The sequence below is a fragment of the Labedella phragmitis genome, assembly GCF_004078635.1.
GTDB classification, from domain to species: domain Bacteria; phylum Actinomycetota; class Actinomycetes; order Actinomycetales; family Microbacteriaceae; genus Labedella; species Labedella phragmitis.
The window spans coordinates 246825-259531 of record NZ_RZNB01000002.1; the positions used below are offsets into that span (position 1 = coordinate 246825).

12 protein-coding genes, 1 tRNA gene and 1 other RNA gene are annotated in these 12707 nt (G+C 69.1%); 5 read left to right on the forward strand and 9 right to left on the reverse strand.

The genetic code is table 11. From position 1 onward, the window contains the following. Positions 1 to 13: 13 nt before the first annotated feature. Complete coding sequence (gene aceE / locus ELQ90_RS05885; protein WP_128494348.1) at positions 14 to 2740, reverse strand: pyruvate dehydrogenase (acetyl-transferring), homodimeric type; 2727 nt, start codon at positions 2738 to 2740, stop codon at positions 14 to 16. A 217-nt stretch (positions 2741 to 2957) separates the two neighbouring features. Here aceE and ELQ90_RS05890 point away from each other — a divergent pair, with 217 nt between their 5' ends. Beyond that, a complete protein-coding gene (locus ELQ90_RS05890; protein ID WP_128494349.1) occupies positions 2958 to 3431 on the forward strand; it encodes a peroxiredoxin in 474 nt (157 codons plus the stop codon). Positions 3432 to 3478: 47 nt separating this feature from the next. Here ELQ90_RS05890 and ELQ90_RS05895 read toward each other — a convergent pair whose 3' ends face one another. Next, entirely contained in the window at positions 3479 to 4381 is a 903-nt protein-coding gene (locus ELQ90_RS05895) for an EamA family transporter (protein WP_128494350.1), read from the reverse strand. 84 nt (positions 4382 to 4465) lie between these two features. Between ELQ90_RS05895 and ELQ90_RS05900 the strand changes: the two genes are divergently transcribed. Beyond that, positions 4466 to 4538, forward strand: a tRNA-Val gene (locus tag ELQ90_RS05900). Between the two features lie 32 nt (positions 4539 to 4570). Here ELQ90_RS05900 and ELQ90_RS05905 read toward each other — a convergent pair. From ELQ90_RS05905 to ELQ90_RS05935, 7 genes are all read right to left on the reverse strand, one after another. Continuing rightward, complete coding sequence (locus ELQ90_RS05905) at positions 4571 to 4771, reverse strand: hypothetical protein (RefSeq protein ID WP_128494351.1); 201 nt, start codon at positions 4769 to 4771, stop codon at positions 4571 to 4573. Between the two features lie 91 nt (positions 4772 to 4862). Next, positions 4863 to 5441: a GIY-YIG nuclease family protein gene (locus ELQ90_RS05910; protein WP_243696036.1), complete on the reverse strand. Its 579-nt coding sequence runs from the start codon at positions 5439 to 5441 to the stop codon at positions 4863 to 4865. A 55-nt stretch (positions 5442 to 5496) separates the two neighbouring features. After that, on the reverse strand, positions 5497 to 6912 hold the full coding sequence (locus ELQ90_RS05915; protein ID WP_128494352.1) for a lipase maturation factor family protein: 1416 nt from the start codon (positions 6910 to 6912) through the stop codon (positions 5497 to 5499). Between the two features lie 52 nt (positions 6913 to 6964). Beyond that, positions 6965 to 8293, reverse strand: coding sequence for an MFS transporter (locus tag ELQ90_RS05920; protein ID WP_208020579.1), 1329 nt, complete (start codon positions 8291 to 8293; stop codon positions 6965 to 6967). A gap of 77 nt (positions 8294 to 8370) precedes the next feature. Beyond that, positions 8371 to 9108, reverse strand: coding sequence for an MBL fold metallo-hydrolase (locus tag ELQ90_RS05925; protein ID WP_128494353.1), 738 nt, complete (start codon positions 9106 to 9108; stop codon positions 8371 to 8373). A 92-nt stretch (positions 9109 to 9200) separates the two neighbouring features. After that, positions 9201 to 9698, reverse strand: coding sequence for a dihydrofolate reductase (locus ELQ90_RS05930; protein ID WP_128494354.1), 498 nt, complete (start codon positions 9696 to 9698; stop codon positions 9201 to 9203). 6 nt (positions 9699 to 9704) lie between these two features. Next, on the reverse strand, positions 9705 to 10517 hold the full coding sequence (locus ELQ90_RS05935) for a thymidylate synthase (RefSeq protein ID WP_128494355.1): 813 nt from the start codon (positions 10515 to 10517) through the stop codon (positions 9705 to 9707). A 125-nt stretch (positions 10518 to 10642) separates the two neighbouring features. Here ELQ90_RS05935 and ELQ90_RS05940 point away from each other — a divergent pair, with 125 nt between their 5' ends. From ELQ90_RS05940 to rnpB, 3 genes are all read left to right on the forward strand, one after another. Continuing rightward, on the forward strand, positions 10643 to 11461 hold the full coding sequence (locus ELQ90_RS05940) for a Nif3-like dinuclear metal center hexameric protein (RefSeq protein ID WP_128494356.1): 819 nt from the start codon (positions 10643 to 10645) through the stop codon (positions 11459 to 11461). Positions 11462 to 11491: 30 nt separating this feature from the next. Further along, complete coding sequence (locus tag ELQ90_RS05945; RefSeq protein WP_128494357.1) at positions 11492 to 12226, forward strand: zinc ribbon domain-containing protein; 735 nt, start codon at positions 11492 to 11494, stop codon at positions 12224 to 12226. Between the two features lie 53 nt (positions 12227 to 12279). Continuing rightward, an RNA gene (gene rnpB, locus ELQ90_RS05950) (RNase P RNA component class A) lies at positions 12280 to 12656 on the forward strand. The last annotated feature ends 51 nt before the right edge of the window (positions 12657 to 12707 follow it).

Sequence of the window (12707 nt, forward strand, 5' to 3'; positions counted from 1 at the left end):
GAGGACGGGAGCGTCAGGACTCGCCGCCGGCGTTGCCGGTGGTTCCCGCCGTGACGTCGTGCAGGTTGTACTTGTCGATCGCCTGCGAGGCGAGCGACGCGTCGACCGCGCCTTGCGCCGCGAGTCGCTCGAGCACCTTCACGACGACGGACGGACCGTCGATCTTGAAGTAGCGACGGGCCGCCGCACGCGTGTCCGAGAAGCCGAAGCCGTCGGCGCCGAGCGTCGCGAAGTCGTTCGGCACGAACTGACGGATCTGGTCGGGAACCGCGTGCATGTAGTCCGTGACCGCGACGACGGGACCTTCGGCGCCTTCGAGCTTCGTCTGCAGGTACGGGACCCGCTTCTCCGACTCCGGGTAGAGGAAGTTGTGCTCGTCGGCGGCGAGACCGTCGCGACGCAACTCGGACCAGGAGGTGACGGACCAGACGTCGGCCGACACGCCCCAGTCCTGCTCGAGCAGGTGCTGCGCCTCGATCGCCCACGGCACCGAGACGCCGGAGGCGAAGATCTGCGCCTTCGGTCCGTCGTGCTCCGAGGTCTTGATGCGGTGGATGCCCTTGACGATGCCGTCAACGTCCACGTTCTCCGGCTCGGCAGGGTGGACGATCGGCTCGTTGTACACCGTGAGGTAGTACATGACGTTCGGGTCGGAGTGCTCTCCGCCGTACATGCGCTCGAGGCCCGCACGCACGATGTGACCGATCTCGTAGCCGTACGCCGGGTCGTAGGTCACGACCGCGGGGTTCGTCGACGCGAGGAGCGGCGAGTGCCCGTCGGCGTGCTGGAGTCCCTCGCCGGTGAGCGTCGTGCGACCGGCGGTCGCACCGATGACGAAACCGCGCGCCATCTGGTCGCCGGCGGCCCAGAGGGCGTCGCCCGTTCGCTGGAATCCGAACATCGAGTAGAAGACGTACACGGGGATGAGTGCTTCGCCTTGCGTGGAGTACGTCGTACCGAGGTTCGTGAAGGCGGCGAGGGCGCCGGCCTCGTTGATGCCGACGTGCACGATCTGGCCCTGCGGGCTCTCCTTGTAGGCGAGCAGCAGCTCCCGGTCGACCGAGGTGTAGTGCTGGCCGTTCGGGTTGTAGATCTTCGCCGACGGGAAGAACGCGTCCATACCGAAGGTGCGCGCCTCGTCCGGGATGATCGGGACGATGCGGTGGCCGAAGTCCTTCGATCGCAGCAGGTCCTTCAGCAGTCGGACGAACGCCATGGTCGTGGCGATCTCCTGCGTTCCGGAGCCCTTCTTGCTGATCGCGTAGGCGGAGTCGTCCGGCAGGTTCAGCTGCGTGTACTTGCTGCGACGCTCGGGTAGGTACCCGCCGAGCGCGCGGCGACGCTCGTGCAGGTACTGGATCGCCTCGTCGTCCTCTCCCGGGTGGAAGTACGGCGGGAGGTACGGGTTCTCCTCGAGCTTCTCGTCCGTGATCGGGATGTGCATCGCGTCGCGGAAGGTCTTGAGGTTGTCGAGCGTCATCTTCTTCATCTGGTGGGTCGCGTTGCGACCCTCGAAGCTCGGGCCGAGGCCGTAGCCCTTGACCGTCTTCGCCAAGATGACCGTCGGCTGGCCCGTGTGCTCGGCCGCCGCCTTGAAGGCCGCGTACACCTTGCGGTAGTCGTGTCCGCCGCGCTTGAGGTTCCAGATTTGGTCGTCGGAGTAGTCCTCGACGAGCTTGAGTGCCCGCTCGTCCTTGCCGAAGAAGTGCTCGCGGATGAACGCGCCGCTCTCCGCCTTGTACGTCTGGTAGTCGCCGTCGGGCGTCTGGTTCATGATGTTGAGGAGGGCGCCCTCGGTGTCACGGGCGAGAAGGTCGTCCCACTCGCGGCCCCAGACGACCTTGATGACGTTCCAGCCGGCGCCCCGGAAGAAGCTCTCGAGCTCCTGGATGATCTTGCCGTTACCGCGGACGGGGCCGTCGAGGCGCTGAAGGTTGCAGTTGATGACGAAGTTGAGGTTGTCGAGCCCCTCGTTCGCCGCCACCTGGAGTTGACCGCGGCTCTCGACCTCGTCCATTTCGCCGTCGCCGAGGAAAGCCCAGACCTGCTGGTCCGATGCGTCCTTGATTCCGCGGTTGGTGAGGTACTTGTTGGCGTGCGCCTGGTAGATCGCGTTGATCGGCCCGAGACCCATCGACACGGTCGGGAACTGCCAGAAGGACGGCATGAGGCGCGGGTGCGGGTACGAGGAGAGCCCGCCGGCCTGGTGCGACTTCTCCTGGCGGAAGCCGTCGAGCTGCTCCGTCGAGAGGCGACCTTCGAGGTAGGCGCGCGCATAGGTTCCGGGGGAGGCGTGGCCCTGGATGAAGATCTGGTCGCCGCCGCCCGGGTGGTCCTGACCGCGGAAGAAGTGGTTGAAGCCCACCTCGTAGAGCGCGGCGGAGGACGCGTAGGTCGAGATGTGACCGCCGACACCGATCCCGGGCCGCTGAGCGCGGTGCACCGTCATCGCGGCGTTCCACCGGATCCAGGCGCGATACTTGCGCTCGAGCTCCTCGTCACCGGGGAAGGCCGCCTCGTTCTCCGGGGCGATCGTGTTGATGTAGTCGGTGGTGGGAACCATCGGCACGCCGAGGTGGAGTTCCTTCGACTGCTTCAGGAGGCTCAGCATGATCTCGCGAGCGCGGCCGCTGCCGCGTGCTTCGACGAGTGCTGAAAGCGACTCCTGCCATTCGGCCGTCTCTTCCGGATCGGAATCGCTGTGGCCTACCGAGTACGGGTCCTGATCGTGAACAGTCACCGTCGACCTTTCTGTGTGGGGCAGATCGTGCCGGGTTGAGCGGGCTGACCCGCCGTACGGCGCCGCCCGCATCATGGGGGCGCGCCCTTCGCTTCCAGCCTACCCAGTCGTGCGCGGCTGCGCGTCACGCACCATCCGCGTCCTGCGGGGTTAGGATGGCTGACCGAGCCCGCCAGCGTCCGCGACGGGAACGCGCCGCTTCTGAAAGACGAGGACAATGGCACTCGAGAACGACACGAGGGCTCCCGACTTCGAACTCCTCGACCAGTACGGGGAGTCGGTCCGCCTCTCCTCGTTCCGTGGGAAGCGGACCGTCGCGGTCGTCTTCGTGCCGTTGGCGTTCTCGGGCATCTGCACGAACGAGATGTGCGCCCTGAGCGAGAACCTCGAGATGTTCGCCGACGCCGGGGTCGAACTCCTTGCCATCTCCGTCGACTCGACCTTCTCTCTGCGCGCCTGGGCCGAACGGGAGAAGTTCCCCTTCCGGCTGCTCGCCGACTTCTGGCCGCACGGCCAGGTCGCGAAGGAGTACGGGGTCTTCCTCCCCGAGCGGGGCCAGGCCAACCGGGCGACGTTCCTCATCGACGTGGAGGGGATCATCCGGGCGAGCTTCATCACGGCCCCTGGCGAGGCGCGGGACATCGCCGCGTACCGCACGGCCCTCCGCGAGATGCAGCGCGTCCCCGCCTGATCTCAGGTCGTCTCGCATGAGCCTGAGGCGCGACGCGCGCGGTCGCGTTACCCCGACGTCTCCGGACGCACCACGGGAGACGGCTCGCCGCCACGCCGCCTCGGCGCCAGGACGGCTGCGGCGATCCCGGCGAGCATGACGGCTCCTCCGCCGAGTTCGAGCACCGTGGGCACCTCGCCCTGAACGAGCCACGCCGCCAGCAGCCCGATGATCGGCACGAGCAGCGTGAACGGCGCGACGCGGCTCGCGGGATAGATCGCCATGAGCGAGTTCCAGATCCCGTAACCGACGAGCGACGCGGCGACCGCCGTGTAGAGCGTCGAGAGGATCGCGACGAGCGACAGGTTCGCGAGGGCATCGAACACGACGGCAGGGCTTTCCACCGCGAGGGCGAGCAGGAAGCTCGGGAGCGGGACGACGAGAGCCGACCACACGACGATCGAGAGGCCCGACGACACCCGCGCGTACCGCGTGACGACGTTGCCGATCGCCCACGAGAGCGCGGCGGCGAGGATCACGACGACGGGCAGCCACGCTATGGCTCCGGCCTGACCGGAGATGACGACGCCGAGGCCCGTCGTTCCGATCACGACACCGACGATCTGGCGCCGCCTCGGTCGCTCCTTCAGGGCGACCGCCGCGATGAGGACCGTGAAGATGACCTGGACCTGCAGCAGGAGCGACGCGAGTCCCGACGGCATCCCGAGGTGGAGGGCGACGTAGAGCAGCGAGAACTGCCCGAGGCTCATGAACGCACCGATGAGGACGACGACGCGGACGGGAGCCGTCGGCGGCTTCACGAAGAAGACGGCGGGGAGAGCGACGAGCACGAACCGCATCGCGAGGAACAGCAGGGGAGGGACGCCTTCGAGTCCTTCGTCGATGACGGCGAAATTCGCTCCCCACAGCACCACGACGAGGAGGGCGAGCAGCGTGTGGCGGAGCGTCATGACTCCCACCCTGCCAGGCGGCGGGCGCGAGCGGCGGACGGCCGGACGCCGACGCGCTACCATTGTCGAGCGCCGCGCGCGCGGGGGCCTTTAGCTCAGTTGGTAGAGCGCCACGTTTACACCGTGGATGTCATCGGTTCGAGCCCGGTAGGGCCCACCCTCGAAGCGTCACGAGCGGGGCCTTCCGTCTCAGACCCCAAGGCTCCGCTCGTACCAGGCCTGCGTCACCGCGACCTCGTGGTGACCGGCCGCGTCGTCGGTGACGTCCACCGTCTCGCCAACGCGGACGAGGACGTACTCCCCGTTGTTGGTGGTGTACGTCTCGGGCGGCGTCTCGCCCTCGAAGTTCACATCGTTCTCATCGGGCAGGATCAATCGGATGTAGGACATACGTCAACGCTTCCAAAACCGGGCACGAGCGTCCAGGGATGGCGCGATCGGCGATCGAGGCGTATCGCGTTTGGCAGCGTCGTGGACGACCTCACCCGCGACGCGCGATCGCCTCGCTGACCCAGCGAGCGTGGCGGAGCCACGGATCGTCGACGCCCGCGGCGAGAGCGGCGACGTGCTCGCCGAGTTCGCGAGACGGGGAGAACCACTCGGAGCGGCCGAGCCGGTCCGCGGCGAACTGCTCGTGGCGACGGCGTTCCACGATCCGGTCGCCTTGCTCGAAGGCGAGGACATCGTGATGCCAGAGCCGTGCGAGACGCTGCCTCGGATTCGCGGTCGTACCGATCTTGATGCGGTCCTCGAAACGGATGTAGTAGACGACGTCGACACGCGGCGGCGGCAGCTCTCCGTCGAGGACGTCGCCCGCGCGCCACTCGCAGACGGCGCACGACCAGCCTGCGGGGTGTCGTACTCCGAGGCGCGACCCGCAGAGGCTGCACGGTGTCGGGAGGAGATCGGTCCGCCCGATCTCGCCATCGGCCCACTCGAGGACGATGGCCGCATGGGCGTCGCACAGTCCGAAGGGTGCCCCGGTTCCGAAACGAGAGCACGCCGGACCATCATCGTCCCGCGCAGGACAGGGGGTCGACGTCGATGCGTAATCGAACATGTGTTCGATCGTGCTCCCATTCGGTCCCCGAGGCAAGCGTCCCCGACGGTGAGTCTCAGACCACACGGCCGCCCGACTCGAGGCCGATCGGCGCGATGAGCTCACCCACGGGCTGCCGCACCCAGTAGAGCCCCGTCCGCCGCCGCTCCTCGTGCGTCGCGAAGCGGTACAGGAACAATCGCGCGCGGACTCGAGCGGGGCGCCGTCCGTCGAACGGATCCGTTCGGAGGAGACGCAGCGTCGCGCTATCCGCCTCGAGCAGCCGCACGAGGAAGACGAGGAACCACGGCTCCAGTCGGCCGAGGGCGAGGAACCACATGAGCCAGTCGAGGCGCAGATGGTACGGCGCGAACTGCCGCGGACGCCTCGTCGGATCGCCGGGCTTCCCTCGGAATTCGTACTCCCGCCATCCTGCGTCCGCGTGCTCCTCGACGGTCCCCTCCACGATCACCTCGAGGCGCTCGGTCGTCACGCTCCCGAAGGCCCCGTAGGCGTTCACGAGGTGGAGGGGGTCGAAGCTCGCGTTCATCAACTGGTGCCGGGAGAAGAGATTGCGGAGAGGACGCCAACTGAGCACGAGCAGGGTGGCGCTCGCCGTCGCGACCACGACCACGAACCAGACGGGTGACGTCGGATCCCGCGATCCGTCGTCGATCCAGGCGGGATCGGCCACGGCGCTGAATGCGAGGATCATCGTCAGCACGTTGAGCCACGCGAAGTTGCCGGTGAGCACGAGCCAGGCCTGTGTCGCGACGACGATGAGCCCGGCCGCCGTCCCCACCGGTCCGGGGACGAAGAGCAGGAACGGCACGACGAGCTGCGAGACGTGATTCGCCAGCACCTCGAGGCGATGGAACCACCGCGGCAGGAGGTGTGCGGACCGGCTCAGGGGATTCGGCATCGGCTGCGTCTCGTGGTGGTAGTACAACGCCGTGAGGTCGCGCCACGACGCGTCGCCGCGCATCTTGATCATGCCGGCGCCGAACTCGAGCCGGAAGACGAGCCACCAGAACAGGATCATGACCGGAAGCGGTGGGGGAGCGTCCCGCGAGCCCAGGAAGGCCGCGAGGAAGCCCGCCTCGAGGAGGAGGGTCTCCCAGCCGAAGCCGTAGAAGGTCTGCCCGACATTCACGATCGACAGGTAGAGCGCCCAGATGACGAGGAACGCGAGGAGCGGCAGCCACGGCGGCCCCGTTTGCGGCAGCCCGAGGACGAGCGAGATCGCGACGATCGATCCCACGATGGTGACGGCGAGCAGGAGACGGTCCGAGTAGGCGAACCGGAACAGGCTCGGGGCTCGCGACCACGATGTGCGTCGCACGAAGTCTGGGACGGGCAGCAAGCCGCGCTCGCCGAGGAGTACGCGGAACTGGGCCGCCGTCGACAGGAAGGCGACGAGATAGATCGCCGCGATGCCGCGTTGCAGCACCTCGCGAGCGAGTTCGTAGTCGTCGGCCGAGAACCACTCCATGCCTCGACGCTAGGACCACCCGCTCGCGTCGCGAACGGGATTGCCTCACGCCTCAGGGAGTGGGATGGTCTGCGTCGTAGGTCCGGAAGCTCGGTGTGAGGCGGAGGCACAGAGCGATGAGCGCGACGATGAGCACACCGCCGAGGAGCGGCGGCACCCATACGCTCACGAGGAGGGCCGCGGCGCCGACGTAGAGGTCGCCGACCCGCGGGCCGCCCGTCACGACCACGGTGAAGATGCCCTGCAATCGTCCGCGCATGTTGTCGGGCACGGCGGTCTGGAGCATGGTGTTGCGGAAGATCGAACTCACGTTGTCAGCGGCGCCGGTGCCCGCGAGCATGACGGCGGCGATGCCCAGGGCGACGAGGTCGGCGCCCTCGATCGAGGTCGTCGGGCGCGTCGATCCCGAGAGCACGAGAACCGCGAGCACCGCGCCGAATCCGGCGACGAATGCGCCGTACACGCCGATGGACCAGCCGATCGCGACACCGTGACGCCGGACGAGACCGATCCGCCCCGAGAAGAGGCTGCACACGAGGGTGCCGACGGCACCGGCCGCGGTGAGGATGCCGACCGTCACGGCCCCACCGCCGATGACGAGCGAGCCGACCGCGGGAAAGAGGGCGTGCGGTCGACCGAACGTCATCGCGACGATGTCGACGATGAAGGACATCCGGATGTTGGGGGCTCCGCGGAGGAACCGCAGTCCCGTGCGCACGGATTCGAGTCCCGGCCGATGGGTCTCGCCCTCCGGCCGGATCGGCGGAAGCGTGACGATGCCGAGGAACGCAGCGGTGAAGAGGATCACGTCGACGGTGTACGTCCATCCGAAGCCCACCGATGCCACGAGGACGCCCGCGATGGCCGGGCCCACCGTGACCATGACGCCCATGCTCACGCCGCCGAGCGCCGAGGCGGCGGGCAGGAGTTCGCGCGGTACGAGGCGCGGCGTGATGGCGGCGCGAGCGGTCCCCGTGATGGTCGCGGCGACGGACGTGAGGGTCGTCAGCACGTAGAAGGGCCAGACGGCCTCGACCCCCGTCCAGGCCACGAGCGCGAGCCCGATCGTCGAGAGCCACGCGACGGTCGCGGAGGCGAGGGCTACGCGGCGCCGATCGAAGGCGTCGGCGAGCATGCCGCCGTAGAGTCCCGCGGCGATCATGGGGATGAGCGCGATCGTCCCGACCATCGCGACGGCGAACGTCGAGCCCGTGATCTCGTAGATGTGGAGACCGACGGCGACGATCGTCATCTGGCCGCCGATGCCGGCGACCGCGCTGCCCGCCCACAGACGCGCGAACGCCGGGCTCTGTCGCAGGGGGGAGAGGTCGATCAGGTGACCACGTCGCGTGCGCGAGGCCGGTGGGACTGCTGGTGGCACTCGAGGAGTCTACGTGCCCGACGCGCCGACGAGTCGGGCTACCGGCTCGCCCGCGTCGCGGAGGAGCAGTGGGGTCATCAGTGCGCGCCGCGCTTCCGGGCGGCCTCGACGGCCGATCGGATTCCGTCCGGCCACGGCTCGCCGTGTCCCGGGAGGACGGTCGTCGCACCGGTCTCGACGAGGGCGTCGAGCGAGCGCAACGCCTCGGGACTGTTCGCCGTCGCCGCTCGCGCCACGATCTGGGGGCCGGCCTCTCCCGTGTACGGATCGAGGGTCACGATCGCGTCGCCGACGATGAGGGCGTCCTGCTCCGGGAAGTGGAGCGCGACGTGCCCGGCCGTGTGGCCGGGCGTCGGTACGACGGCGGGCATCCCGGGGAGGGGGAACCCGGGGGAGAGGATCGTCGCATCCTTCACCCCCGGTACCAGGAGCGCTCCGGCCGCCGCCATCGCCGCGAGCGGACGCAGACCGCCCGGGTGCCGAAGCGGGTAGAGCAGCCGGGCGGTCTCCGGGCGGTAGGAGTACGGGTGGGCAGCGAGCCGGAGGTCGGCGATGTGCACCCACACGGGTACGCCCCATTCCTCGCGGATTCGCTTCGCGACGCCCACGTGGTCGAAGTGCGCGTGCGTCAGGGCGACGCCGTCGACGTCGGCTGGGCGGCGGCCGATCTCGGTGAGAGCATCGACGAGGGGGCGCCAGAACGACGGGAGCCCGGCGTCGACGATGAGGACCCTGTCGTCGTGCTCGACGAGGTACACGTTGGTGTGGGCGATGCAGAGTCGGTGCACGCCCGGTGCCACGTTCCGCTGGAACATGCCTTCCCCTCGTCGAACGGCAGGTGGATTCTCGACGTTAGCCCGTCGGAGGGGCGCCGCAGGAAGGGCTTGCCTGCCGGAGGTCGGCCGTGTCAGGCGCCCGTGCGCTCCAGGCGGAGGAAGCGGTACGGCACGCCCGTCCGCGAGGTCGACCAGCCGGAGTCGGGTTCGACGGCGACGGTCGTCCATTCCGGCCCGATGGCGGGGGCACGAGTGTCTCCGTCGACCTCGAGGTCGAGTTCGGTCAGTTCGATGACGTCCGCTCGATGGATCGCCTCCGCGTAGAGCACCCCGCCACCGATGACCCAGACGTCATCCGACCCGGTGAGCTCGAGAGCCTCGTCGAGGGACGCCGCATGCTCCGCCCCGTCGGCCGCCCACCCGGCGTCACGCGTGAGGACGATGTTCCGCCGATGGGGGAGGGGCCGGAACCGGTCCGGGAAGGACTCCCACGTGCGTCGGCCCATGACGACGGTCGTGCCGACCGTCACAGCCTTGAAATGCGCCATGTCCTCCGGGACGTGCCACGGCATGCCGCCGTCGCGGCCGATGACCGCGTCGCGGGCCTGCGCCCAGATGAGCCCGAGCACGCGGCGTCAGACCGCGACGGCCGCGCGGATCGCCGGGTGGTGCTGGTAGTCCTCCACGACGAGGTCCTCGAAGGTGTACTCGGAGATGTCGGCGTGCTCACCCGTGATGTGCAGACGCGGAGCCGGGAACGGCGTGCGGGAGAGCTGCTCCTCGACCTGCTCGACGTGGTTGTCGTAGATGTGGCAGTCGCCGCCCGTCCAGATGAAGTCGCCGACTTCGAGCCCCGTCTGTGCCGCGACGAGGTGCGTCAGCAGGGCGTAACTCGCGATGTTGAACGGCACTCCGAGGAACATGTCGGCGCTGCGCTGGTAGAGCTGGCAGGACAGCTTGCCGTCCGCGACGTAGAACTGGAACAGGGCGTGGCACGGGGCGAGCGCCATGTTCGGGATGTCGGCGACGTTCCAGGCGGAGACGACGAGCCGGCGGGAGTCCGGGTCGCGCCGGATGGTGTCGATGATCTGCTGGAGCTGGTCGATGTGCTGGCCGTCCGGCGCGGGCCAGGACCTCCACTGCACGCCGTAGACGGGTCCGAGATCGCCGTTCGCGTCCGCCCACTCGTCCCAGATGGTGACGCCGTGGTCCGTGAGCCACCGGATGTTGCCGTCGCCGCGCAGGAACCACAGAAGCTCGTAGGCGATGGAGCGGAAGTGCACACGCTTCGTCGTGATGAGGGGGAAGCCCTCCGACAGGTCGAAGCGGATCTGGCGTCCGAACACGCTTCGCGTGCCGGTGCCCGTGCGGTCCGACTTCGGCGTCCCGTTCTCGAGCACATCCCGGAGGAGGTCTTCGTACGGCGTGGCGATCGGCGTCTCGTTCATCCCCACGATGCTACGCCGCCGGGCGTCCGAACGGTGCGGCGCCACTCCCATGTGCGAGTGCGGCCGTCCCGAGACCCTGGAACCGGCCGCTCCCGCGGATCGGGGCATCCCGTAGGGTGATTGTCGTGCCGTACGCCCTCGCCGAAGTCCTCGAGACCACCGAACGTCTGTGGCCGGCCGCAGGCGCTTCCTCGTGGGACGCGACGGGCCTCGTCTGCGGTCACCCCGACGACGAGATCTCCCGCGTGTCGTTCGTTGTGGACGTCGTCGCCGACACCGTCGACGAGGCCGTCGCCGAGAAGAGCGACCTCCTCATCGCGCACCACCCGCTCCTCCTCCGTGGTGTCACATCACTAGCGGGCGACACCGTCAAGGGAGCACTCGTCTCGAGGCTCCTCCGCGCGGGTTGCGCGCTGGTCTCGGCGCACACGAATGCCGACGTCGTGACGGACGGCACCTCCGGCGTGCTCGCCTCGCTCCTCGGACTGTCCGACGTGCGCCCCATCGAGCCCGACGCCTCGGGAGCCCACGGCATCGGACGCGTCGGGCGGCTCGCGCATCCGACCACACTGGGAGCGCTCGCCGCGGCCCTCGCGCAGCTGCTTCCCGCCACGGCCGGGGGAGTCCGGGCGGCGGGCGCGTACGAGACCTCCGTTTCGGAGATCGCCTTGTGCGCCGGTGCCGGCGACTCCCTGCTCGAGCACCCTGCGGTCCTCGCCGCGGACGTCTACATCACGAGCGACCTGCGACACCACCCCGCGTCCGACGCGAGCCAGCGTGCCGCTCTCGGCACCGGCCCCGTCCTCCTCGACACCTCCCACTGGGCGAGCGAGTGGCTGTGGTTGGAGACCGCCGCCGACCAGCTCCGCCACGAACTCCCCGACCTCGACGTGCGCGTGAGCGACCTCCGCACCGACCCGTGGGACTTCGTCGTCACGCAATGACCTCCTCTCGAACACCGAAGTGAGAAACCGATGAAAGCCACCGCAGCAGCCCAACGCTCGCTCCTCGACCTCCAGACCGTCGACACGAACGTCACCCGGGTCGCCCATCGCCTCAGCCACCTGCCGGAGAACGCGGCGATCGCCGCCGTCGTCGCGGAGCGCGACGCGCTCCGCGGCCGCCTCGCGACCGAACTCGGCGTCGTCGAGGACGCGCGGACGGAGCTCTCGCGCATCGAGTCCGACGCGACCGTCGTCGACACCCGTATCGCTCGCGACACGGATCGTCTCTCCGGATCCGTGTCGGCGAAGGACGCGACGGCCCTCGAATCGGAGCTCGTCTCGCTGCGGCGGCGCAAGGAGAATCTCGAGGACGCGGAGCTCGAGGTCATGGAGCGTCTCGAAGCGGCCGAAGCCGCTTACGGGGAGACCGCGACGTCCGACGCCGCCCTGCGCGACCGCATCGCGGAGCTCGAGGCGGCGCGCGACGAGAGCCGCGCGGGACTCGAGCGGGAGCTCGATGCGCTGAAAGCCTCCCGCGAGAGCGTGATCGCCACGATCGAGGAGTCGCTCCTCTCCGTCTACGAGCGCTCCCGATCCCGGAGCGGATTCGGCGCCGCACTCTTCCGTGCGGGCACGTGCGGCGCGTGCACCATGACGCTCACGGGGAACGACTTCGCCGCGGTGCGAGCCGCAGCGGCTGACGAGGTCGTCCTCTGCCCCGAGTGCGGTGCCGTACTCGTGCGCACCGAGGAGTCCGGACTCTGAGAGGCTCGCGCCCGAGGCGCGGACGCGCCACCCGGTAGGATCGTCTCTGTGAACGGGTCGGCAAGACGGCCGCGTCGGTCGCACGGGTCCGCCCGTCGTCCGCCGAGGAACGTCCGGGCTCCGCAGAGCAGGGCGGTGGGTAACACCCACCCGGGGTAACCCGCGAGACAGTGCAACAGAGAACAGACCGCCACCGGCGTGCGCGTCGGGGGTAAGGGTGAAACGGTGGTGTAAGAGACCACCAGCGGCCGGGGTGACCCGGCCGGCTCGGTAAACCTCGCCCGGAGCAAGGTCAGACAGGGGACCATGGGGCTGCTCGTCCCGTCCTCGGGTAGACCGCTAGAGGGTTGCGGTGACGCAATCCCGAGAGAGATGGCCGTCAGCGGCATTCATGCCGCGACAGAACCCGGCGTATCAGCCGGCCCGTTCACCTCGACCGCCGGGGTCGGCCGACGCCCGATCGTCTCGAACGCCGGCCGGG

Bases quoted from the DNA above. Each gene is read 5' to 3' on its own strand.
- ELQ90_RS05890 (WP_128494349.1), top strand. From the start codon at position 2,958: ATGGCACTCGAGAACGACACGAGGGCTCCCGACTTCGAACTCCTCGAC.
- ELQ90_RS05895 (WP_128494350.1), bottom strand. From the start codon at position 4,381: ATGACGCTCCGCCACACGCTGCTCGCCCTCCTCGTCGTGGTGCTGTGG.
- ELQ90_RS05905 (WP_128494351.1), bottom strand. From the start codon at position 4,771: ATGTCCTACATCCGATTGATCCTGCCCGATGAGAACGATGTGAACTTC.
- ELQ90_RS05910 (WP_243696036.1), bottom strand. From the start codon at position 5,441: ATGTTCGATTACGCATCGACGTCGACCCCCTGTCCTGCGCGGGACGAT.
- ELQ90_RS05915 (WP_128494352.1), bottom strand. From the start codon at position 6,912: ATGGAGTGGTTCTCGGCCGACGACTACGAACTCGCTCGCGAGGTGCTG.
- ELQ90_RS05925 (WP_128494353.1), bottom strand. From the start codon at position 9,108: ATGTTCCAGCGGAACGTGGCACCGGGCGTGCACCGACTCTGCATCGCC.
- ELQ90_RS05935 (WP_128494355.1), bottom strand. From the start codon at position 10,517: ATGAACGAGACGCCGATCGCCACGCCGTACGAAGACCTCCTCCGGGAT.
- ELQ90_RS05945 (WP_128494357.1), top strand. From the start codon at position 11,492: ATGAAAGCCACCGCAGCAGCCCAACGCTCGCTCCTCGACCTCCAGACC.